At 64.9% G+C, this 23,089-nt stretch carries 23 protein-coding genes; 20 read left to right on the plus strand and 3 right to left on the minus strand.

Annotated features, from left to right (window positions below; translation table 11 throughout):
- The first annotated feature begins 15 nt into the window (after positions 1-15).
- On the plus strand, positions 16-864 hold the full coding sequence (locus BKK79_RS27915; protein WP_071039434.1) for an alpha/beta fold hydrolase: 849 nt from the start codon (positions 16-18) through the stop codon (positions 862-864).
- A gap of 74 nt (positions 865-938) precedes the next feature.
- The gene (locus BKK79_RS27920) at positions 939-1,742 is read left to right on the plus strand and encodes an IclR family transcriptional regulator (protein ID WP_071039435.1); all 804 of its coding nucleotides are present in this window, start codon (positions 939-941) and stop codon (positions 1,740-1,742) included.
- A gap of 144 nt (positions 1,743-1,886) precedes the next feature.
- Here BKK79_RS27920 and BKK79_RS27925 read toward each other — a convergent pair whose 3' ends face one another.
- A complete protein-coding gene (locus BKK79_RS27925) occupies positions 1,887-4,451 on the minus strand; it encodes a flavin-containing monooxygenase (protein ID WP_071039436.1) in 2,565 nt (854 codons plus the stop codon).
- 124 nt (positions 4,452-4,575) lie between these two features.
- Between BKK79_RS27925 and BKK79_RS27930 the strand changes: the two genes are divergently transcribed.
- The 9 genes from BKK79_RS27930 to BKK79_RS27955 all read left to right on the plus strand — a co-directional run bounded on the left by BKK79_RS27930 (position 4,576) and on the right by BKK79_RS27955 (position 13,895).
- Positions 4,576-5,607 carry an AraC family transcriptional regulator gene (locus BKK79_RS27930; RefSeq protein WP_071039437.1) on the plus strand — a complete coding sequence of 344 codons (1,032 nt, stop codon included), beginning with the start codon at positions 4,576-4,578 and terminating at the stop codon, positions 5,605-5,607.
- A gap of 145 nt (positions 5,608-5,752) precedes the next feature.
- Positions 5,753-6,394 (plus strand): DsbA family oxidoreductase, encoded by a 642-nt coding sequence (locus BKK79_RS27935; RefSeq protein ID WP_071016855.1) that lies wholly within the window; start codon positions 5,753-5,755, stop codon positions 6,392-6,394.
- Positions 6,395-6,673: 279 nt separating this feature from the next.
- Positions 6,674-6,913, plus strand: a complete 240-nt coding sequence (locus BKK79_RS27940) for an RHS repeat domain-containing protein (RefSeq protein ID WP_071016853.1) — start codon at positions 6,674-6,676, stop codon at positions 6,911-6,913.
- A 165-nt stretch (positions 6,914-7,078) separates the two neighbouring features.
- Positions 7,079-10,678: an RHS repeat-associated core domain-containing protein gene (locus tag BKK79_RS27945; protein ID WP_071039438.1), complete on the plus strand. Its 3,600-nt coding sequence runs from the start codon at positions 7,079-7,081 to the stop codon at positions 10,676-10,678.
- A gap of 13 nt (positions 10,679-10,691) precedes the next feature.
- A complete protein-coding gene (locus BKK79_RS39390) occupies positions 10,692-11,114 on the plus strand; it encodes a DUF4279 domain-containing protein (protein ID WP_084085257.1) in 423 nt (140 codons plus the stop codon).
- A 40-nt stretch (positions 11,115-11,154) separates the two neighbouring features.
- A complete protein-coding gene (locus tag BKK79_RS42370; RefSeq protein ID WP_084085259.1) occupies positions 11,155-11,610 on the plus strand; it encodes an RHS repeat-associated core domain-containing protein in 456 nt (151 codons plus the stop codon).
- Positions 11,611-11,744: 134 nt separating this feature from the next.
- A complete protein-coding gene (locus BKK79_RS40640; RefSeq protein ID WP_157128539.1) occupies positions 11,745-12,044 on the plus strand; it encodes a hypothetical protein in 300 nt (99 codons plus the stop codon).
- Positions 12,045-12,181: 137 nt separating this feature from the next.
- Positions 12,182-12,604 (plus strand): DUF4279 domain-containing protein, encoded by a 423-nt coding sequence (locus BKK79_RS27950; protein WP_071039439.1) that lies wholly within the window; start codon positions 12,182-12,184, stop codon positions 12,602-12,604.
- Between the two features lie 709 nt (positions 12,605-13,313).
- A complete protein-coding gene (locus BKK79_RS27955) occupies positions 13,314-13,895 on the plus strand; it encodes a tetratricopeptide repeat protein (RefSeq protein WP_071039440.1) in 582 nt (193 codons plus the stop codon).
- A gap of 193 nt (positions 13,896-14,088) precedes the next feature.
- Here the strand turns inward: BKK79_RS27955 and BKK79_RS40645 are convergent, their stop codons facing one another.
- Positions 14,089-14,352, minus strand: coding sequence for a hypothetical protein (locus tag BKK79_RS40645; RefSeq protein WP_157128540.1), 264 nt, complete (start codon positions 14,350-14,352; stop codon positions 14,089-14,091).
- Positions 14,353-14,578: 226 nt separating this feature from the next.
- Between BKK79_RS40645 and BKK79_RS27960 the strand changes: the two genes are divergently transcribed.
- From BKK79_RS27960 to BKK79_RS27985, 9 genes are all read left to right on the plus strand, one after another.
- Positions 14,579-15,124, plus strand: coding sequence for a tetratricopeptide repeat protein (locus BKK79_RS27960; RefSeq protein ID WP_198173415.1), 546 nt, complete (start codon positions 14,579-14,581; stop codon positions 15,122-15,124).
- 152 nt (positions 15,125-15,276) lie between these two features.
- Positions 15,277-15,900, plus strand: coding sequence for an RHS repeat-associated core domain-containing protein (locus tag BKK79_RS42080; RefSeq protein ID WP_071039442.1), 624 nt, complete (start codon positions 15,277-15,279; stop codon positions 15,898-15,900).
- Between the two features lie 48 nt (positions 15,901-15,948).
- The gene (locus BKK79_RS39400) at positions 15,949-16,206 is read left to right on the plus strand and encodes an Imm32 family immunity protein (protein ID WP_084085261.1); all 258 of its coding nucleotides are present in this window, start codon (positions 15,949-15,951) and stop codon (positions 16,204-16,206) included.
- Between the two features lie 1,057 nt (positions 16,207-17,263).
- Positions 17,264-17,938 (plus strand): RHS repeat-associated core domain-containing protein, encoded by a 675-nt coding sequence (locus BKK79_RS42085; protein ID WP_084085263.1) that lies wholly within the window; start codon positions 17,264-17,266, stop codon positions 17,936-17,938.
- A 323-nt stretch (positions 17,939-18,261) separates the two neighbouring features.
- Positions 18,262-18,681, plus strand: a complete 420-nt coding sequence (locus tag BKK79_RS27970; protein ID WP_198173416.1) for a tetratricopeptide repeat protein — start codon at positions 18,262-18,264, stop codon at positions 18,679-18,681.
- 152 nt (positions 18,682-18,833) lie between these two features.
- The gene (locus BKK79_RS27975) at positions 18,834-19,382 is read left to right on the plus strand and encodes an RHS repeat-associated core domain-containing protein (protein WP_071039444.1); all 549 of its coding nucleotides are present in this window, start codon (positions 18,834-18,836) and stop codon (positions 19,380-19,382) included.
- Positions 19,382-19,828, plus strand: coding sequence for a hypothetical protein (locus tag BKK79_RS40655; RefSeq protein ID WP_157128542.1), 447 nt, complete (start codon positions 19,382-19,384; stop codon positions 19,826-19,828). The genes BKK79_RS27975 and BKK79_RS40655 overlap by 1 nt, the downstream gene beginning before the upstream one ends.
- 541 nt (positions 19,829-20,369) lie before the next feature.
- A complete protein-coding gene (locus BKK79_RS27980; RefSeq protein WP_071039445.1) occupies positions 20,370-21,200 on the plus strand; it encodes a fused MFS/spermidine synthase in 831 nt (276 codons plus the stop codon).
- A gap of 60 nt (positions 21,201-21,260) precedes the next feature.
- Positions 21,261-22,415, plus strand: coding sequence for a DUF1275 family protein (locus BKK79_RS27985; protein WP_071016847.1), 1,155 nt, complete (start codon positions 21,261-21,263; stop codon positions 22,413-22,415).
- Between the two features lie 30 nt (positions 22,416-22,445).
- Here the strand turns inward: BKK79_RS27985 and BKK79_RS27990 are convergent, their stop codons facing one another.
- Positions 22,446-22,889 (minus strand): hypothetical protein, encoded by a 444-nt coding sequence (locus tag BKK79_RS27990; RefSeq protein ID WP_232346466.1) that lies wholly within the window; start codon positions 22,887-22,889, stop codon positions 22,446-22,448.
- Positions 22,890-23,089: the final 200 nt, after the last annotated feature.

Here is a 23,089-nt window from a genome sequence, read left to right on the forward strand (position 1 = left end):
TGGAGGAGGACAGGCATGGCAGCAACGCAGCACGATCGGGTGGTGGTGGACGTGGACGGTTGTCCGGTGGCGTGGCGATGCTGCGGCGACGGGCCGCCGCTGGTGCTGCTGCACGGCGGCCACGGCAGCTGGGAGCATTGGACGCGCAACCTCGCGCCGCTGGCGCGCACGCGCCGGCTGCTGGTGCCCGACATGCCGGGCTACGGCGACTCGGGCATGCCGGCGCAGGCCGATCTGCCCGGCCTGGTCGAGGTGCTGGCCCGTGCGCTGGCCGCCCTGCCGGAACGCGGCGATGGCCCCATCGACTTGGTGGGCTTTTCCTTCGGCGGGCTGGTGGCGGCGCAACTGGCCAGCCATCCCGCCCTGGGCCGCGCGCCCGCCAGCCTGGCGCTGCTCGGCCCGGCCGGACACGGGGGGCCGCGCCGGCTCGTGCACGAACTGGCCGACTGGCGGCGTTGCGCGGACGAGGCGTCGCTCGCCGCTGTGATGCGGGCCAACCTGGCGGCCCTGATGTTCGCCGAGCCGGCCGCCATCGACGATGCCGCGCTCGCCCTGCACACGCGCGCCTGCCGCGCCACGCGTTTCCGCAGCAAGCCGATCTCGCGCGCGGGCGGCCTGCAGGCGGCGGTCGCGCGCTACGCCGGGCCGGTGCTGCTGGCCTGGGGCGAACACGATGTGACGGTGACGCCCGAGGCGATCGACGGCATCGCCCGCGCCGCGCGCGCGCCGTCGGCGCCGGCGGCGCGCGTCGAGGTGGTGGCCGGCGCCGGGCACTGGGTCCAGTACGAGGCGCACGCGCGCGTCAATGCCTTGCTGCAGGACTGGCTGGCGCGGCCCCAAGCGGGGCCGGCGCGCTCGGGCTGAGGTCCGCGCCACGCCACGGCGGGGCCCGCCGTTTCGCGTAGCATGGCACGCTCCGGTGCCCCTTCGTGTCCACCATGCCCAGCAGCCCACTCACCACCACCCGCCTCAAGCCGGGGCGCGGCAAGGCCACCCCCAACCGCTCGCTGGAGCGCGGCGTGGCCGTGCTGCGCGCCTTCCGCGCCGGCTCCTCCATGCTCGGCAACAGCGAGATCGCCGAGCGCACCGGCCTGTCGCGCTCCACGGTCAGCCGGCTGACGCAGTCGCTGATCGAGACCGGCATGCTCGAATACATCCCGCACTTCCGTGCCTACCGCCTGGGCGCGCCGGTGCTCAGCATGGCGCACGCGATGCGCGACAGCTCGCAGGTGCTGAAGGTCGCCACGCCGATGATGGTGGAGGTGGCGATGCGGCACCGGATCAATGTGGGGCTGGCGGTGGCCGACGGCGACGAGATGATCTACCTGGAGTCGTTCCGCTACAACCGCCGCCAGTCGCTGCGCACCGTGGTGACGGGCCAGCGCATCCCGATGGCGCTGACCTCGCTGGGCCGCGCCTACCTGGCCACGCTGGCGCCGGTCGACCTCGCCGCCATGCTGGCCGGTTTCGCCGCGCGCGCCCGCGGGCGCGGCTGGCGCGAGCTGCGCCGCGAGATCGAAGCCGCGGTGGCATCGGTGCGCACGCGCGGCTACTGCGTGGCGTCGTGGCAGCCCCAGGTGGTGGCCCTGGCGGCGCCGGTGCATTGCGAAGGCTATGGCGTGCATGTGCTGAACGTCAGCGTGTCCAGCCAGCAGGAGGCGGCGGAAGTCGAGGCGGCGCTGGCGGGGCCGCTGCTGGCGCTGGCCCGGGACATCGAGGCGCGCGTGCGCCTGCCGGAGTGAGGCGAGCCGGCACGGGTACCGGCAGTTCTGTGACCCGACGTTCCCCGACATCCGCCGGTGCTCCGCCCGGGGCCTGAAGCCGGGCGACGCCGCCTCATGCCGCCTCACGCCGCCTCACGCCGCCTCACACAACTTCACGCCACCTCATGCCGCAGGAACGCCGTGCTCAGGCGGCAGCGCGGGTTCTGGCCGCGGTGGCGCCTCGGACGCGACGGCCGGCGCTTGCGCTGCCACCTGCCGGCGCGCGAAGGCCGCCAGCCCGCGCAGCGCCGCCCTGGCCGAAGGCAGGTAGAAAGCCTGCAAGTGGAAGACATGCCAGCGCCCCAGGTGGACTTCGAGCCGGCATGGCACGCCGCAGGCCTGTGCGTGCGCGGCGAGACGGGTGGCGTCCGCCAGCAGCACTTCCTGGTCGCCGGCCTGGACCAGCATCGGCGGCAGGCCGTGCAGGTCCGTTGCGAGCGGCCGCGCGGCGGAGCCGCTGCCGCCGGTGCCACCGTCATACCAGCGCAGGCCCTGTTCGAGCCAGGCCCGGCGGATCATCGGGTCCTGCTTGCGCCGCGAGGCCAAGGTGTCGCCGCCGAGCGTGGGGTCGGTCACCGGGGACAGCAGCAGCAGGGCCGCCGGCGCGGGATCGCCGCGCTCGCGCAGTGCCAGGGCGAGCGCCAGCGCCAGGGCACTGCCGGCGGAATCCCCGGCGATGACGATCTGCCCGGGAGCGTGGCCGGCCGCGCGCAGGGCCGCGTAGCTGGTCAGTGCGTCCTCCAGCGCGGCGGGATGCGGATGCTCGGGCGCGAGCCGGTAGTCGGGCACCCACACCGGCATGCCGGCGGCGGCGGCCAGCCGCGTGGTGATGCTGCGGTGGGTGGCGGGGCTGCCCAGGCAGAAGGCGCCGCCATGCAGGTAGAGGATGGCGCCGGTAGAGGCCGCGCCGCTTGCGGGCGTCACCACTGGCGCCACCACTGGTGCCACCACTTCGAGCGCGATGCCGCCGGCGCGGCGCCACGAGCGGGCGGTGCCGCCGGCGCCCGGCATCAGCGGCGTCAGCAGGGCCACGATGCACCGCTGCGCCCGCGCGCCCAGCGGCGGGCCGATCAGCGTGCGGAAGGCCACGCGCAGGAAGGCACGCAGGAACCCCGCGGCGGCCGCCTCGGGCCAGGCGCGCGCTTCGGCCACCTCGACGCCGCCGGCGGGTCCCGTCGGCCCGGGCAGCGGCCGCGTCAGGCGGTAGGCGGCCAGGCTGGAGTGGCGCGCCAGCCAGCGATAGGTCAGGGTGAAGCCCGGCCAGTTGGTGCTGTTGTGCCCGCTGGCGTCGACATACCAGCTGGTGCAGCCATTCCATACGGTGCCGGCCAGGCGTTGCTGCACGCGCGTGTTGAAGCGCCGGTAGGGTGCCTCGTCGACCTCGATGGCGCTCGCCCGCGCGTCGCGCATCGCCTGCAGGCAGCGCAGCACATGGGCGATCTGGCTTTCCAGCATGTAGACGATGGAGTTGTGGCCGAGATTGGTATTGGGCCCGTACAGCATGAAGAAATTGGGGAAGCCCGGCACCGTCAGGCCCAGGTAGGCCTGGGCGCCGTGGCGCCAGGCCTCGTTCAGGTCCTGTCCATCGCGGCCGGTGATGCGCATGGGCGAGAGGAACTCGGTGGCGGCGAAGCCGGTGCCGTAGACGATGGCATCGACCGCATGGTGCGCTCCGTCCGCGCACTCGATGCCATCCGCGGTGATGCGGCGGATGCCGGCGGTCACCAGGGTCACGTTGGGCTGGCTCATGGCGCGTAGGTATTCGCTCGACAGCAGGATGCGCTTGCAGCCGATCGGGTAGTCGGGTGTCAGCCTGGCGCGTAGCGCGGCATCGGGCACCTGCCGCGCCAGCAGCCGGCGGAAGGGCAGGCCCACCGCCAGCTTCATCAGCCAGCGGAAGCGGGTGAAGGCCAGCGCGCGCGATTCGTAGCGCAGGTAGATGCCGGCGCGGTGCATTCGCATCGCCCATGGCAGGCGACGGTACAGCAGCTTCTCCCAGCCCCGGTAGGCCCGGTCCGGGCGCGGCATCAGGTAGGCCGGCGAGCGCTGGAACACCGCCAGCGAACCGACGCTGCCGGCAATGGCCGGCACGAACTGGATGGCCGAGGCCCCCGTGCCGACGACGGCGACGCGCTTGCCCGAGAGGTCGTAGCCATGGTCCCAGTACGCGGAATGGAAGCTGTGGCCACGGAAGTGCTCGATGCCCGGCAATTTCGGCAGCGCCGGCCGGCTGAGCTGGCCGGTGGCGCTGACCAGCAGGCGCGTGTGCAGGGTGGCGCCGTCGGCCAGCGTCACCAGCCACAGCGCCCGCGCTTCGTCGTAGCGTGCCTGCGCCACCTCGGCGCCGAAACGCAGGTGCGGCGCCAGGCCGTACTTGCGGGCGCAGTGCTGCAGGTAGCGGTGGATCTCCGCCTGCGGCGCAAAGGTGCGTGACCAGTCCGGGTTGGGCTCGAAGGAGAAGGAGTACAGATGGGACGGCACGTCGCAGGCGGCGCCGGGATAGCTGTTGTCGCGCCACACGCCGCCGACGTCGCGGCCGCGTTCGAGGATGAGGAAGTCCTCGATGCCGGCGCGCCGCAGGGCCACCGCCATGCCGATGCCGGCGAAGCCCGCACCGATGAGGATGGCGGCGAGCGGTTCGTCCGGCGTGGCGCCGGGTGCGGCGGGGGTGGGAGCGGTGGCGGGCATGGGCTGTCTCCTGTAGTTCTGTGCTGGCGCCAATGTTGCGGCCGGCTGGGGAATCCTCCAATGGCGCGCGGGGACAGTTGTTTTAGTATTCGGGCCACATCAGACCGTTTCCGGGTATCCCCTCATGCGCTTCTGGGAGTTCACGAGAAGTCCGGCGAGCGTCCACCTGCTGGTGGATTTCGGCGTGGCGCGCGGCCTGGCGCCGGCGCAGCTGCTGGCCGGCACGCGCCTGTCGCCCGAACGGCTGGCCGACCCCAACCAGGGCGTGAGCGCCGCGCAGGAACTGCGCGTCGCCGGCAACCTGCTGCGCTTGCTGGAGCATCCGCCCGGACTGGGGCTGGAGGTGGGGCTGCAATATCACTTCTCCGCCTACGGCGTGTGGGGCTACGGCCTGATCAGCAGCGCCACGGGAGCCGACGCCATGGCGCTGGCGCTGCGTTTCCTGCCGCTCACCTTCGCCTTCTGCGGGATTGCCTACCACGAAGAACACGAACTCGGGGTGCTCGGCTTCGGCGAGCCGGCGCTCGCCGATGGCCTGCGCCAGTTCCTGCTGGAGCGCGACATGGCCGCCGCCGCGGTGCTGCTGCGCGAAATCGGCGGCGGCGACTTCCGCGTGCGGGCCTTCACGCTCACGGCCAGGGCGCCGGCGCGCGGGAACTCCCGGCGCGACCTGCCGACGGTGTTCGGTGCCACGCCCACCTACGGCGCCGCGCGCAACAGCCTGCTGTTCGACCGCGCCTGGCTGGCCAGGCCCCTGCCGCAGGCCAATCCGGTCACGGTGGCGATGTGCGAGCAGATGTGCGGCCGGCTGCTGGAAGAACGGCGCGCGCGCCTCGGCACCGCCGCGCTGGTGCGCCACTACCTGGACAGCGCCCCGGGCGGGCAGCCGCCGACGCTCGACGGCATGGCGCAGCGCATGCACACCAGCCCGCGCACCTTGAAGCGCCGCCTGCAGGAAGACGGCAGCTCCTTCCGCGCGCTGCTGGCCGAACACCGCTCCGCGCTGGCGCGGCAATGGCTGCAGGAGGGGAACCTGAGCCTGACCGAGATCGCGGCGCGGCTCGGCTTCAGCGACCTGTCGACCTTCTCGCAGGCCTTCAAGCGCTGGCACGGCGTGGCCCCCAGCGCTTACCGCGGCATGCGCGAGGGCGCCTGAGCGCCGGCCATCGTCGCTCAGCGCTTCCGGCGGCGCGCCCGGCGCGGCTCCCTGCAGGCTTCGGCGATTCCGGCTACGCTGTCGGCCTGAATATCCTGCGCTCCACCCGGAGCGCAGCTCACCGCACCCAGAAGCCAGGATCACCATGCCCGCTCCCCTCAAGATCGACTTCGTCTCCGATATCGCCTGCCCCTGGTGCGCGATCGGCCTGGCCTCGCTGCAGCAGGCGCTGGCGCGCCTGGATGGCGAGGTCGATGCCCGCATCGCCATGCATCCCTTCGAACTGAACCCGCAGATGGGTCCGCAGGGCGAGGCCATCGTCGACTACCTCGGCAAGAAATACGGCCGCACCCCGGCCCAGATCGCCGAAACCCAGGCCATGATCCGCGAGCGCGGCGCCAGCGTCGGCTTCGCCTTCGGCCCGCGCGAGTTCGTCTACAACACCTTCGACGCCCACCGGCTGCTGCACTGGGCCGGCCTGCAAGGCAAGCAGCTCGCGCTCAAGCAGGCGCTGCTGCAGGCCTACCACGGCGACGGCAAGGATCCCAGCAGCCACGACGTGCTGGTCGAGGCGGCCGCCTCGGTCGGGCTGGACGCCGAACAGGCGCGCGGCGTGCTGGCGCGCGGCGACTACGCCGACGAAGTGCGCGCGGAAGAGCGGGAATACCAGGCGATGGGCATCCAGTCGGTGCCGTCGATCATCTTCAACGACCGCTACCTGGTGAGCGGCGGCCAGCCGCCGGAAGCCTTCGAGCAGGCGATCCGGCAGATCCTGGCAGAGGGCTGAGCGGCGTCCCCGGGGCCGGCCCGCTCGAGGTGGGCCCTTCTCCGCCACGCCACGCCACGGCACGGATGCGGCTCGCATTCGTCGCCAACTTGCAGACTCGTCCTATGTACGCGCGATCCGCGAGGCCATAGCATTTTGCTCATCCCGCGCCGCCCCGCAGGGCGGTGCGGGCAGGCCCTGCGGCCCGGCCATCGCTTCCGTTCCTCCCTCGCTTCTCTCCCGCTTTCCCGCGACGGCCCCGCAGCCATGCGTTGCAATGTCCACCGAGACGATCGACCCATGACTCGCTTCCTGCAGACCCGCCCCGCGTCGCCGCGGCGGCCCGCACCGCGCTGGCTCGCCGCCCTGGCCCTGGCCGGCGCCCTCTGCGGCACCGGCGCGGCCAGCGCCGCCGACCTGGTGCTCGCCTATGACGAACTGGGCCGCCTGGTCCGCGTCACCGACAAGGCCAGCGGCGCCACCGTCACCTACGAGTACGACGCGGCCGGCAACCTGGTCGCGATCCGCCGCACGTCCTAGCGCCGGGCACACCGGGTGAGCCGGCGCCGCCGCGCGGCGCCACGCCTTTCCCGCTCTCTCCGCTTCGCCGCCCGCTGCCGGGCCGGCCCTCCCGGGGCCGCGCCCGCGGCCCCCGTTCGCCCGGGCGCCGGCACGACCCGGCCGCCTCACCAAGGAGCATCGACCATGCTGTCCTGGTCTCGCCTGCACTGGAAGCCCCCGATCCTGCCGCGCCACTGGCTCGGCAAGCTGCTGCTGGCCTGCGTGATCACCGGCCTCGCCCCCGCCGCGTGGGCCGAAGACTGCTACGACAAGTTCGCCGCGGCCGGCGCCTTTCCCGGCTCGAAGAACTGCCTGCTCTACGCCTCCACCGTCACCAGCGGGCTGGGCGGCCTGTGCAGCGCCACGCTCGCCACCGAGTACTGCGCCGGCGCGCCGCCCGGCGGCGGCAAGCCCTATATGCCGGACGACACGCCACTGTCGCTGGATGCGCCCGACAACGTCGAATACATCGTCGGCGACGTCAGCATGGACGACGTCAGCGGCGGCTGCGGCGATGCCGATGCGGGCCAGTGCGCGGAAGCCAGCGGTGGCGACCCGGTCAACCTGTTCACCGGACAGTTCGACTACGCGGTGGTCGACCACACCGTGGCCGACCTGATCCCGCTGCAGATGGGGCGCGTCTACCGCAGCTCGCTGCGCAATGCCGACGGCCAGGCCGTGCTGGGGGCCTTCGGCCTCGGCATGCAGCCCCACTACGACCTCTACCTGCGCGAGACGGAAGGCGGCGCGCGCCTGCAACTGGTGCTGCCCAGCGGCGTGGCGATCCCCTTCGCCCGCGTGGCGGACGGCCGCTGGCGCAACGGCAGGAGCCGCGGCAACCTGTACGGCACCGAGATCGCGCAGAACGGCGCCCGCGAGCGGGTGCTGACCCTGCACGACCGCCACCGCTGGACCTTCTCGCTGATCGGCCAGCGCTGGTACCTGAGCGAAGTGGCCGATCGCAACGGCAACCGCCTCACGCTGACCCGTGAGCAGACCGGCCTGCTGATCGCGGTGCAGGGCCCGAGCGGGCGCAGGCTGCAGATCGGCTACTCGGGCAGTGACGACGTGCGCGCGCGGCGCCTGATCTCCCGCATCACCGACCCGCTCGGCCGCACCACCACCTATGCCTACGACGCGCGCCTGCGCCTGGTCAAGGCGACCGCCCGCGACGGCGGCACCACCACCTACGAGTGGGACGGCCAGGACCGCCTGGTCGGCATTACCGACGCGCTCGGCATCAAGGCCCTGGTCAACGAGTACGATGGCGCGCAGCGCGTGGTGCGGCAGACCCTGGCCGACGGCAGCACCTTCCGCTTCGCCTACACGCCGTCCAGCGGCACCGTGACCCGCACCGAAGTGACGGACCGGCGCGGCGCCGTGCGCCAGGTCGACTTCGATGCGAACGGCAATGTGGTGGCCAACCAGCAGGCCGCCAACGGCAACATCCTCGAACGTAACGAGCACCGCTTCACCTACGACGCCGCCAGCGGCAGGCTGGTGCGCAGCGAGGACTACCGCGGCCGCGTCACGCTGTATGCCTACGACGCCAACGGCAACCTGGCCAGGCGCACCCAGGTGGCCGCCTTCAGCTACGGCGACCGCGTCACCGAAGCCACCTACGACCCGGTGTGGAACGTCCCCACCCGGCTCAAGCTGCCCAACGGCGGCGAATGGACCTACCAGTACGACGGCCGCGGCAACCTCGTGCGCGTGCGCGCGCCCGATGGCGGCGAATGGACCCAGGCCTACGACAGCCAGGGGCGGCGCACGCGTGCCGCCAATCCGCTCGGCCACGCCACCACCTACGGCTATAGCGGCGCCGACCTCGCCAGCGTGACCGATCCGCTCGGCCGCACCGTGCGCTACGCGACGGACGCCGCGGGCCGCCGCACGCGGGTAACCGACCCGCTGGGCCACGCCACCCAGGTGCGCTACGACGCCATGGACCGCGTGCTGGAAATCGTCAACGCCCGCAACGGCAAGATCGCCTTCGCCTACGATGCCGCCGGCCGCCTGACCGCGCGCACCGACGAACGCGGCAACACCACGCGCTTCACCCATACGCCGATCGGCCGCGTCGCCACCAGGACCGAAGCCGACGGCGCTCGCACTACCTACGGCTACGACCTGGCCGGGGCGCTGAGCGAGACGGTGGACCCGCGCGGCAAGCGCATGACCATCAAGCGCGACAAGCGGGGCCAGCCCGAGACGATCGAATACGGCGCGGCCACGGCGGACAACTGGCCATGGAAAAGCCAGCTGGACATCATCGACCTGGGGAATGGGTTCAACCTGGGTGACACCAATGTCGGCCTCAAACTGCTGCGCTACGACAACGCCGGCCGCCTGGTGTATGAGTGGATGTCCGGCATCACGCGGGTGTACCGTACCTACGAGGCCAGCACGCCCGGTCAGTTGACGACGATGCGCATGAAGGGCTCGAGCGTCATCCCGGACTCCCCCACGCTGCGCTATGCCTACGATCCGGTCGGCCGGGTGACCCGTATCAGCCAAGACGGCCGTGCCACCGCCCTGCAGTTCGAATGGGACCGCGCCGGCCGCCTCGTGCGCAGCACCGCCACCGGCCAGGGCGGCCGTGCCCGGCTCGTCACTGACTACAGCTATGACGCCGCCGGCCAGCTCACCGGGCTCGACTACCGCAGCGCGGGCGGCAAGCTGGGCGAGATCCGCTACAGCTACGATGCCGCCGGGCGCCGCTCCGGCATCGGCGGCAGCCTCAACCCGATCGAGTTGCCCGGCGCCAGCGTGACCGACGCCCAGTACGACGCGCGCAACCGCCTGACACGCTGGGCCGGCCGCACCCTGCGCTACGACGCCAATGGCAACCTGATCGACGACGGCGTGCGTACCTACACCTGGAACGAGCGCGACCAACTGCGCCGGGTCACCACTGCCGCCACGGGGCAGGTGGCATTCACCTACGATCCCAGTGGCCTGCGCAGCACGAGCTCCCAGGGCGGGGAGTTCATCGAATACGCCCACGACGGCATCAACCTGGCGCAAGAGTTACCCGGCAGCGACAAAAGCACCACACTCCACGGCCCGGCGCTGGACATGCCGCAGATCCGCCAGGATCTGGACGGCACCGAGCGCTTCCTGCTGCAGGACGGCAACGGCAACGTGATCGGCCTGAGCGACGGGCTGGGTACGACGCTGGAGACGCAATACCGCTACGAGCCCTACGGCAAGACGCGAGTGCTGGGACAGGCCAGCCGCAATACCCAGCAGTACACGGGGCGGGAGAACGATGCCACCGGGCTGTACTACTACCGGGCACGCTACTACGATCCGGAGACGGGGCGCTTCGTCAGTCCGGATCCGATCGGGTGGGCGGCAGGGCAGACGAATGGGTATGCGTATGTGGGTGGGGATCCGATCTCTCGCACTGATCCGACGGGACAGTTTGCGATGCTGCTTCCACTACTTCCCCCGACGGCTGAAGCGATCGGAGCAGGCATCGGTGCTTACCTTGGCTGGAATGTGTTGGGGCCCATTCTGGCAACGAACTATCCATCTGGCTATTGGCCCGGAGATAAAGGTGCGGCCGAATGGGGAAGAAGAGATGGCTGTGGTGCAAATGAAGGAAGACGGCGTTTTCATAAGGGGGTTAAACAAGGGGATAACATGAGCCGTCCTAAAGACGAATATGGGGTTAATCCGTCTACTGGTGATGTTGTTGACCCGGAAGGGGAGGTTGTTGGGAACTTGGGTGACTATTGAGTGGGGTCTGTAAATGGAAATATCAAAATCATTGGTTGATGTATTTTTGCTTCTCCGTGGAGATGCCATTGATCCCGATCTCGTTACCGAAATGCTCGGCGTTGCAGCCACAAAATCTAGAGTGAAGGGTGAGCTTTGGCAGACATCAACAAAACATGAGGTGGCGGCTAAGATAGGATTCTGGTCTTTGGACTCTGATGCTCACTCTTCGTCGCTTTCGGACCATATTTCATGCTTGAGATCAAAGCTCGAGGCTGCACGTTATTTGCCATTGCAAATTCCAGGTGTTGATTATGCGGAAATCAGCATATTTGTAGCGATATCCGATAGGAATGGAGGTGGATCGTATGAATCCGAGCTGACATCGGTAGATTTGGAATGGTTAGGTCGATTAGGTGTAAAGATTACGGTATCTTTTAATTGCGATTCAGATTGAAAGGCATTGCCAACGACGCTCACCCATGTGGTAAGCGTCGTTGGCAGATGAGATTCGGCGTTGGCCAGGTCTGGGTTTAGCCACCGGGCTGTACTACTACCGGGCACGCTACTACGATCCGGAGACGGGGCGGTTCGTCAGTCCGGATCCGATCGGGTGGGCGGCTGGGCAGACGAATGGGTATGCGTATGTGGGTGGGGATCCGATTGGCTACGTGGACCCTGACGGACTCGCGCCCGGAGACAGGGACTTTGGCATCAAAAATGCGGGCTTCTGGAAGTGGTGGGAAACGAATAAGTTATGGTATGGACCATTCGATAAAAGCCATAACGGCTTCAATCCGGATAAGCCTTATGACCTACCAAACAGGGAAATGGCAAATCGCATGGTCGACGAGTATGAGGCATGCAAGACGCGCGATTCCGGGCGTGGTGGGAAAATTAGAGGTGGGAATCGAAGCGGGCTTCGCGGCATGCGAGGCGGGTGGGAGGAGTAAAGGTGAGTATTTTTTGTATTCTACACATAATATCCGATGTGCGGGACTCACTCCCGCCTGATTTTTTGCCTGTCCTAGCGCATACAAAGTGGGGGTTTGTTGATAACGCATCTGAAGAGCAACGGAATCGCCGCATGCGCTTCCGCCGTGCAGTGGGTCTGGAAGACGTCCCGATTCCAAGGTATCACTGGCAATTGAATTCAGATGGTATGGTGGGCGGGGGAAATATTGAGGATCATTTCCTCTGGGTTATTAGCCAAATCAAGGTCGATCCAACGATTAGAGAAATTCTTGGTGATGATTTTCAATACTGGTTTAGCGTCTTCTGGCAAGATCAGGGTATTGGTGGAGGTCCAGTTATCACCGTGCAAATCGCGGAGCTGCTAGCCCGCCATCAAGCGAAGATGGAAATCTCGTTTTACGCTGTCCCTTGATTGCGCAGCTGCCATTAGGGCGACGAGTGGCTCGACTACATCCACGGCGGCGCGAGTGTGGCACAAGCGTTTGGCCGCTACAGCGAAATCGCCAACCGTCGCGAGCCCTACGGCAATCTCAACGGCGTAAAGGCGAAATGATGAAAGATGAACCGATGCTGATCATTGCTCTTTATGTTACGGGAACGAAGTTGGACCCGGATCGGATCACGGAGATCCTGGGGATCGAACCAAACAGAAAACGGAGTTGCGGCGAAAAGAGAATTTCGTCGTCGGGGCACGAAATCACGGCGAAATGCGGGCTATGGGGCCTTGTCATTGAATCCGATTCGCCATTGCTTGAGGTGCAACTCGCTCAGCTCGTCGAGAAAGTGCGGCCAAGTCAGACGTTTCCCACTGTGGCTGGGGTAGAGGAGGCCTATGTCGACGTGTTTATTGCACTCGGCAGTGACTCAGATGGCAATGCGAACTGCGACCTCAGCCTCAGTGCAGACCTTCTGACACAAGTGGCACGACTTGGACTGCCACTGAAGATCACCGTGTCGGTCGGGCGCGACTAGATGCGGCATGTAGCAACGACATTCCCAGGCTCTCTCGGTCAGCAGAGTCACGCCCATATTTACGAATCTGATAACTGCCATCAACAAAGATGGGACGGGAAGCCATGGGAAATGTCAAGATGACCTTCCGAAGAATAAGAGGCTGCGTGATTTCCTCATGAAGAAGGGCTTTTCTATTGGGGTGCTTGGGGATTTTCTTATCCTGAAAAATTGGGTTCAGTCCACTATGCAAGCGATTGACCCAACCAATCCACATGGGTACGACAATTCAAGCCGGATGCCGTATTGGATTCCGGATGAGCGCGGGAACTTCGATATATGAACGCGAGAGACGTTGGTTTTTCGTGAAAGAATCTATGTATTGAGGGGTATTTTGGAAAATATATTCAAAGTCTATTGCCATCCCAAGGTGGGCGCGGTCTTTGAGGGTGGATTACTGGAATGCCTTGATGTTTCCATTCAAGGAAATCCGGATTCGTTAAGGAAGATTGGGGAGTTCTTGATTATTTGTGCGGATAGGTTTGATGGTTTGAGTAATAACGAGGTCGCTCATTTTCATTGAAGTGATGAGTTGAAAAACTGGGGTAAGGATTGCCCGGACATTATCGGTGTGTCCTTGCCGAGCGATGCGAAAGGCTAATACGGCTGTAGAGGTCGGCACGCGGTGGCACTGGTCGATCGATTGAGAGTGTGCTTCTAGGAGCGAAAAGTGAGGAAAATCACAGCCGAATTCAAACTGGCAATCGAAGCCTACGATGCCCATGACAATGTGCAGGCCTTTCGCCTAATGGAGGAGTGTGCCAATGAAGGGGATCCGGCCGCATGCTTCCTCGCCGCATTGTGGTGCAAGAGAGGGGAAGGCACGGATGCCGATCCAGAGCGCAGCGCGTTCTGGATCAGTCGATTAGCGGCGCTCGCGCGAAGAGGTGATCTGGACGCGCAGTGGAACTTGAGTTGCATGCGGCGCTGGGGCAATGAGGTGATCCCCAGGAACGTCAAGATCGCGAACCGCTGGCTGGAGCGTGCGGCAGAGGGAGGGCATGGCCAGGCGCAACACCACCTAGCTTGGTACTACGAGTCAGGGCAGTACGGATATCCGATTGATCTGGCGCGTGCAAACGCTTGGTATGAGCGAGCGCTGAAGCAAGAGGACCCGGAGACGCTGTACCTATTCGCAATGCGAGAGTTTCGCGATGGCAAGCCAACCGAGGCAGCGATCGGATTGTTGAAGCGGGCGGCTGCTAACGGATTCAGTCAGGCCATTTATGTGCTGGAGGAATTCGGGCGCTGAGTCAATGTGTGCTGGGCGCAGTCACATCGCGCCCGTTCCCGGTGCCAGAAGTGAAGGGCCGAGGGGCCGGCTAGCAGGAACACGCGGCATTGCAGGTGGGGAGAGCGATGTACTACGAGCGGGCGCATTACCAAGATCCGGAGACTAGGCAGATCTCAATGCGATAGAAATGAGATTTAGTGGATTACTGAGTTCAGTTGAAAAGGCATGGCATCGTATTCCGATATGGATAATCGTTTGCCTTGCGTTCGCCACTTTCGTTGGATTGAATATCGCCGCCGCCTTTTTCCTGAAGGATGTCTCCTCTTCCGAAGCGGCTTGTCGCAGGCAGTGCCTTGAAATTGGCAAGGAAGGCAACCTGGAGCCAATTTATCCAGAGGTAGTAACACGGGGCATGCGCGGTCGCGGCCCCGTTGAGTGCCGATGTCGCTAGGAATGGATCCAGGCGCAGCGCCATTCAGGAGGGCAAGGAGATGTCTCAAGCGAGCGACTGGTATGGCAAGCGGGAGGGAGTTTTTCGGGGAGAGATCAACTGCCAAGTCGTCCGTCGTTGGGGCCTGATATCCCGTTGGTCACTTCGTATCGTCGCGGGTGGGGGAGATTGTTCCTGGTGGTCAGGCAACCGAAGGAAGCACTGGTGGAGTTGATGGATGCGGAAGAGATCTCCCGAGTTCAAGAGGGCGATGGCAGCATACGACGCCGACGATGGCGCCCAAGCCTTTCAATTGATGGAGACCTGCGCCGAGGCGGGAGAGCCGATGGCCTGCGCCATGGCCGCCCTTTGGTGTCAGAAGGGTGAGGGCACTGCCGTGGATCCGGAGCGCTGTGCGCATTGGATCGAGCGCCTCCAAGCACTGGCCGACGATGGAAATCTGGAGGCACAGTGGGAACTGAGCTGCATGCAGCGCTGGGGTGACATAGTGTCCCTAGACATCAGGATCGCGAATCACTGGCTGGAACATGCTGCGAAGGGCGGCTATGGCGAGGCGCAGCACCTTCTCGCTTGGTATTACCAGACAGGACAGTATGGCTACCCAGTCGATCTATCAAAGGCGAACGCTTGGTACGAGAAGGCGTTTGCACTCGGAAATCCGGAAACGCTGTATCTGTTCGCCTTGCGCGAGTTCCAGGACGGCAAGCCTACCGAGGCTGCGATCAGGCTGCTGAAGCAGGCAGCGGACAAGGGATTCAGTCAGGCCAGGTATGTGCTGGAGGACTTCGGGTATTGAGTGGCAGAGGCTTGGGCCATCGCGCATTCAATAGGGTGGGGAACCGAGCCTCACGCATGGGCTACCGACGCACTCCGGATATGGCCCTGTCGCGGACATAGCGCGGATCCGCGAGGACTGGTACCGCACCGAGCGAGGACGGCAATGGCAACGTGATCGGCCTGAGCGACGGGCTGGGCACGACGCTGGAGACGCAATACCGCTACGAGCCCTACGGCAAGACGCGGATGCTGGGACAGGCCAGCCGCAATACCCAGCAGTACACGGGGCGGGAGAACGATGCCACCGGGCTGTACTACTACCGGGCGCGCTACTACGATCCGGAGACGGGGCGCTTCGTCAGTCCGGATCCGATCGGGTGGGCGGCTGGGCAGACGAATGGGTACGCATATGTAAACGGGAATCCGATTATCTACACCGACCCGTCTGGGCTTGCAAACTCTGGCATCCCCAAACAGGTACCGGGTACAACGAACACTGTTCGGATTGACCCACCTCACGTCGCGGGTCAGCAAAGTCACGCTCACATTTACGATAAAAATGGGAATCTTATAACGGCCATCAATAAGGATGGGACGGGAAGTCATGGTAAATGTCCAAGCGATCTTCCTAAGAATAAGAAGCTGCGCGAATTTCTAATGAAGAAGGGCTTTGCTCTCGGAGCAATTGGAGACCTCCTGCTACTGAAGGACTGGGCCCAGTCTACGATGAGAGCGATAGATCCAATGAACCCGTATGGCTACGATGACCCAAGTGACATGCCGGATTGGATGTGAGGTTAGAGCGGAAGTGATAATTTAATGATCTGAATTTATATTATTAATATGGATAAATATAAGGTTTATTGTCACCCAAAAAACGAAGTGGTGTTTGAGGGTGGCTTGATTGAGTGTCTTGATGTTTCCATCCAGGGAAGTCCGGATTCTCTGAGAAAAATTGGGGAATTCCTGATTTCCTGTGCTGAGAGGTTTGATGGCCTAAGCCATGAGGAGATTGCTCATTTTCATTTGAGTGATGAGTTAAAAAACTGGGGGGATGGTTGTCCCGACATCATCGGAGCATCCTTGCCTCGCGGAGTGTGAGGCTTGAACCGACTGGGCTGCCGCAAGACTCAAGTGCAACGTTTATGCGTATGTGGGTGGGGATCCTGTCGGGTATCGCGATCCGCTAGGATTGAATCCTGCTGCAGGAGCGGCTGCTGGCGGAGCTGTCGGCGGTGCGATTGGTGCGTGGGTCGGCTGGAATTTCACGGGGCCGATCGTGCAGGACGCCATGATGGCGTCGAAACCGAAGCCGGGCTCGAAACTGAAGAATTGTCCACCAGGAACGATTCCGATCGATCAGGCCAAGGGGCCACGGGGATAGGATAAGGACGATGTGCATGGAATCAAAGGTGGGCTCGAGGCAGGGCCGCAAGATTGGGTGGGAATTACACCTGATGGTCACGTAATTACTGGTGATCATAAAGGAAACGCTGTCGACAACGGTCCAGTTGGTCCGTACCTGCCGTAGGTGAAAAATGAAAACTCTCGATTTTGTCGTCTCACTTCGAACCTTCAGCATTGACGTTGGTGCCGACGAGATTTGCGCAACTCTAGCCTTGAAACCAAGGTGGGTGCACCGGCTCGGGGAGCCTAGGACTAATCCAGCGGGACTCGCACTGGGTGGTGTTTATAAGAGGAGCTATTGCTTATTTCCAATTACGCGGGAGGCCAATGAGGATCTGGCCGATCTACTTGAGCGCATGTCAGAAGAATTGCTTAAGTACCAAGATCTTTTCTTGAGAATCCGGGCTGGCGGCGGTCGATCGGAGTTCTTTATCGGGTGGTATTCGACAGGGAACACAGGGGGCACGTTCGGCAGTTCGTTGCTAAGACGTCTTGGTGATCTTGGAATCGATCTTGCGTTGGACGTCTATGGCGAAACGGAGACCGTACGTCGGGAGGACGACTAGCCTTGGAGGTCTCCTCCTATTGCGAGCGTCGGCGCGTCGGCCTCTTCGACTGACTCCCGAGTCAAAGTCGGTGACTGCGAGCGCCCCACCGGACGACAGTAATTCAAGTGCTACCGTACTCCGGCTTACCTGCTCGCCTGAAGGGAACGGCTCTGCCCTCTGAGGACACGTAGTGATTCTTCTCGATGGACGGCAACGTGATCGGCCTGAGCGACGGGCTGGGCACGACGCTGGAGACGCAATACCGCTACGAGCCCTACGGCAAGACGCGAGTGCTGGGACAGGCCAGCTGCAATACCCAGCAGTACACGGGGCGGGAGAACGATGCCACCGGGCTGTACTACTACCGGGCACGTTACTACGATCCGGGGACGGGGCGCTTCGTCAGTCCGGATCCGATCGGGTGGGCGGCAGGGCAGACGAATGGGTATGGGTATGTGGGTGGGGATCCTTTCAATCGCACCGACCCATTTGGGCTGAGCGGGAATGTTCCGGGTCGAGGCTCGTATGCAGCAGGAAAGGGAACGCTGCCTGGTCACGGATATATCGGTGCTGTTGGGGACTTTCTTGGAAAATACCGAGATATGCGGGAGGCTAATACGATTGGTGCGGACAAGTATTTTCACTGTAAGGCGAACTGTGAAGCCACCCAGCGAGGCAAGCAAGGTGAGAAGATGGCGTGCTGGATTTCCAATGGACGCGAGTGGTTCGATCAGAAAATCAAAGGAGATCCTGCAAGCGCCTCGGCCGCAGATCAGGCAGCTAATCAATATGGCCGCAGTCAGGGTGGAAGTTCTTCTCAGTCGTGCTCTCAATTATGTTCACCAGTTCGACCTAGTGGGTTGGCGGACAATTACTGATGATGAAAAGATCAACTGTTTTTGGGCTTGCTGTAGCGATTGTCGCCGCCATGGCAATAGTACTTTGGCTGCGGCGCGAGTTAGCAATTGATAGGTGCCTGGACCGAGGAGGACGATGGAACCACGAGAGTTCCGTCTGCACGGGGGCGACTGACTGAGAAGGGCGGAATGGGGGCGAGATTCGATGCGGTCAGGAAAGCAGTGCCGCATATACCGCCGACGATGACGGCCAAGCCTCTCCATTGATAGAGGACCGCGCTGAGGCAGGGGGGCATGCCTGCATTATGGCAGCCCTGTGGTGTCAGAAGGGTGAGGGCACTGCCGTGGATCCGGAGCGCTGTGCGCATTGGATCGAGCGCCTCCAAGCACTGGCCGATGATGGAAATCTGGAGGCACAGTGGGAACTGAGCTGCATGCAGCGCTGGGGTGACATAGTGTCCCTAGACATCAGGATCGCGAACCACTGGCTGGAACGTGCTGCGAAGGGCGGCTATGGCGAGGCGCAGCACCTTCTCGCTTGGTATTACCAGACAGGACAGTATGGCTACCCAGTCGATCTATCAAAGGCGAACGCTTGGTACGAGAAGGCGTTTGCACTCGGAAATCCGGAAACGCTGTATCTGTTCGCCTTGCGCGAGTTCCAGGACGGCAAGCCTACCGAGGCTGCGATCAGGCTGCTGAAGCAGGCAGCGGACAAGGGATTCAGTCAGGCCAGGTATGTGCTGGAGGACTTCGGGTATTGAGTGGCGGAGGCTTGGGCCATCGCGCATTCAATAGGGTGGGGAACCGAGCCTCACGCATGGGCTACCGACGCACTCCGGATATGGCCCTGTCGCGGACATAGCGCGGATCCGCGAGGACTGGTACCGCACCGAGCGAGGACGGCAACGGCAACGTGATCGGCCTGAGCGACGGGCTGGGCGCGACGCTGGAGACGCAATATCGCTACGAGCCCTACGGCAAGACGCGGGTGCTGGGACAGGCCAGCCGCAACACCCAGCAGTACACGGGGCGGGAGAACGATGCCACCAGGCTGTACTGCTACCGGGCACGCTACTACGATCCGGAGACGGGGCGCTTCGTCAGTCCGGATCCGATCGGGTGGGCGGCTGGGCAGACGAATGGGTATGCGTATGTGGGTGGGGATCCGATTGGCTACGTGGACCCTGACGGACTCGCGCCGGGAGATAAGAACTTTGGCATCAAAGACCCAGATTTCTGGAAGTGGTGGGAAGCGGAAAAGCGGAAAGGAAGCTGGTTTAGCGAGAACGAGCCGGGTTTCAATCCGAAGAAGCCGCTAGACATCCCGAATCAGCAATGTGCTGATGCCATCAAGCAAGACTACGATATGCAGAAGGGCCAAGCGCAGAGCAATGCTCGTCCTGGCCGGACAGGGCGAACCCTCGCGCTCGTGGTGGCGGAAGAGGCTGGGAGTAATCGTTAATGAACTGCTTTTGTACTCTATTCATCAACTCCAGGCATAACGCCGACTTGCCTGTCTCGATGTTCTCCTACCGGTCGATCAGCCAGTTCGATTTCACAGACAACGAATCGCCAGAGCGCCTCGCGATGCGTTCGCGGTTGGAGATGAAGGGAATACTCCAGTCGGCCGACAGACCACGATACTGGTGGAATATCAATACAGATGGGAAGGTGTCAGGGAGCGATATTGACGAGCATATCGCCTGGCTGGTCGCGAGAGTGCGACCTGGCAGGCTTCTCAATGAGCTTAGCGCTGCTGGATACGGGTATTTTTTCTCGGTGTTCTGGCCAGGCAACGGGACAGGCGGAGGGCCACTGATTACGCTGCGGACAGTTGAGATGCTGGCATCGCATCGAGCCGAGCTGGGCGTTGGTTTCTATTACGACGACGCATCTGGTGCAGGATGAGTCTGAGTCTTGATTCGCGGATATGAATCACGAAGATTGATGGCAGCCTCAAGTCTGTATTGCAACACCTTGCCATTCGGTAAGACGGGTGACTTCACGTGCATCATGCGCAATCGCTGAAAGAGATCGAGCGGAGCGCCGATATAGATCTGATCACGGAATCCTTAAGGGGCGCGCCGACAGAGCCGTCAGCCGGAGCGCAGGTGGTCGCGTCCCGTGCACTCTGATCTTGCTAGCTAGCAAAGTCAGACGCCGGTTCGCCGTCGGCTGAGAGCATCCAGTCCCTGGCCGGCATCTCCCCATCTCCCCTGGCGGCAGACCAACACGGCACCCGCGCGCACCTAAGTTGCATCTTATGATAATGTGATTATCATTGTATGCAATTCATCGCAAAGCCTGCCTGCCGCGTTGTCATGGGTGACGTCGCGGCCACGTCCGCGCAGGCGCGATGCCGGGACGGCGGCCGGATGGGGCCGGATCCCGGGCGGCGCCGGCGCGGCCGGTGCCGGCGCTCCGTGTCCATCCATGACGAGGCTGGTAGATGGATTCTTCGCGCGCTTCCCTGGTTACCTATCTGAAGCTCCTGGCCGAGGCGCCGCACGACGGTACGCCGGTGGTGCTGGAGACGGAGCGGGCGTTGTCGCTGCATTTCGACCTGCATGCCACGCAAAGCCTGATGTCGCGGCGCGATCCCAATGCCTTGGTGCTGGGTTACACGCAGGCGATGATGGGCTTCCTGCTGCTGCATCCGGAGCCGGCGCGGATCGGGCGGATCTCGCTGATCGGGCTGGGGGGCGGTTCGCTGGCCAAGTATTGCTATCACCACTTGCCTGGGGCCAAGGTGGTGGCGGTCGAGATCGACCCGGCGGTGATCGCGCTGCGCGAGACCTTTCATATTCCGCCGGACGGCGAGCGCTTCGAGGTGGTTTGCGCCGATGGCGCCGACTACGTCCAGGGCCGGGAGGCGCGTCCGGACGTGATCCTGGTGGACGGCTTCCTGGCCGGCGGCATGCCGGCGCGGCTGGGCTCGCCGTCCTTCTACGAGGACTGCCTCGAGCGGCTGGCCGACGATGGCGTGCTGGTGGCGAATTTCCTCGAGGACGACGAGCAGATCCCGTTCTACCTGGACGCGGTCCGTGCCGCGTTCGGTGAGGGGGTCTCGCTGGCGTTGTCCGAAGATGGCTGCAACTACACGTTGTTCGCGTGGAAGGGCGGGGCGGCGCTGCCGCCCCTGGACACGCTGCTGGCCCGCGCGCAGGGGCTGGAGGCGGCCCATCCCTTGAAGCTGCGCGCCACGGCCAGGCGCTTGCGGCAAGGCCGGCGCTTCGCCACGGAGCGCGGCTGGTGGCAGGCGCCGGGCAGACGCCGTTAGCGCCGCCGCCCCGCCTGCCCGGGCGGCGCGCCGCTCCTTCCACGTTCGACGGACCCCATCATGCCAATCACCTACCTGCGCCAGCTGAGTGGTCGCGAGCGCAGCCCCGAGGCCAACCGGCGCCTGGCTTGCTTTCTCGCCTTCGTGGCGGGGGCGGCCAATGCGGGCGGCTTTCTCGCCGTGCACCAGTACACCTCGCATATGTCGGGCATCATCTCCGCGATGGCGGACAGCCTGGCGCTGGGCAGCATCGGCCTGCTGCTGGACGGCCTGGGTGCCTTGTTGTCCTTCATGGCCGGCGCGGCCTGCTCGGCGGTGCTGATCCACTGGGGCCGGCGCGAGCACCTGCACAGCGAGTACGCGCTGCCGCTGCTGCTGGAGGCTTTCCTGCTGCTGGTGTTCGGCCTGCTGGGCGGCAACCTGGAGCGGCTCGAGTGGTTGTTCGTGCCGGCCACGGTGATGGTGCTCTGCTTCATCATGGGCTTGCAGAACGCCATGGTGACCAAGGTGTCGAAGGCGGAGATCCGCACCACGCACGTGACCGGCATGATCACCGATATCGGTATCGAGCTGGGCAAGCTGTTCTACTGGAACCTGGGCCTGGCCGACGATGCCGGCCCGGCGGTGCGCGCCGACCGGCGCAAGCTGCGCGTGCTGGGCACGCTGGTGGGGCTGTTCTTCCTCGGCGGGGTCAGCGGGGCGCTCGGCTTCCATCGCTTCGGATTCATCGCCACGCTGCCGCTGGCCGGCCTGCTGTTGATACTGGCCGCCGTGCCGGTGTTCGACGACGTGCGGCTGCGCGTCTGGCGGCGCGACCTGCCCGCGCGCCTGCAGGCGCGGCTGAAGCGCTGGGCGGCGGCGGCCGGCGCCGATGTGCATGCGCTCTGGCTGGCCGCGCGCGATCCGGGCACGCCGCGCCCGGTGCGCTGGCTGGCGCGGGCCGTGTCCGGCTATGCGCTGTCGCCCCTCGGCGTGGTCCCGGCGGCCGTGCCGGTGCTGGGCCCGCTGCATGGCCTGGTGCTGGTGCCGCTGGCCATCCTGGCGGTGCGGCGCCTGGTGCCGGCGGCGGTGCTGGAGGCCCAGCGGCGGGCGGCGGACGCAGCCGGCCCGGCGCCGGTGTGCTGGCCGGCGGCGCTGCTCGTGCTGGGATTGTGGGGATTGGGCGTGGTGGCGCTGGTGCGCTGGCTGACGCCTGCCGCTGCCTCGCTCCGGTGATCCGGTGACGGGCGCGGGCGGCGCCGCGCCTCAGCCGTCGCGGCGCGGCGGCTGCTGCGGCCGGCTGTCTTCGCCGTGCGCGGCCTCGTGGCTGGCGTGCAGCGCGATCTCCCTGGCCACCCAGGCGCAGGCGCCGGCGATCAGCACGCTCAGGATGGCCACGGTGAAGGCCAGCGTGCGGCCATGCCACAGGCTGCCGAACCAGTTGGCGAAGTCCGCCGCCAGCACGGCGGCCTTGCCGCCGATCTTTTCCAGCTCGAATTCGTACTGGCGGCGCGCCGCGTCGTCGTCCAGCAGGCCGGCCTGGTCCGGGCCGGCGGTCATGAAGATGGCCACCGAAGCCAGCAGGCCGATGGCCAGCACGGCCACGGCGGCGCGGTTCAGCAGCACCGGCAGCGGCAGGCCGCCGGCGGCCGCGGGGCCCGGCTCGTCGTAGTCGCGCGGGGCTTGCGGGTGGTGGTCGCGCTCGCTCATGCCTGGTCGTCGTGCGGGGCCGGGTGGCCGGAGCGCACAGTATGGCAGATGGCGGGAGCGCGGTCAGGGCGGTCCAGGGCAGGCCGCCACGTGGCGGCGGGCGCTGCCGTGCAAATAAAACGGGCGCTTCCGCCAGGAAGCGCCCGTTTGTGTTTGTCTTTGCCTTTGCGCCTGCCTGCCGGCGCGTTTGGACCGCCGCC

It is taken from the genome of Cupriavidus sp. USMAA2-4, assembly GCF_001854305.1.
Taxonomy (GTDB): Bacteria; Pseudomonadota; Gammaproteobacteria; order Burkholderiales; family Burkholderiaceae; genus Cupriavidus; species Cupriavidus malaysiensis.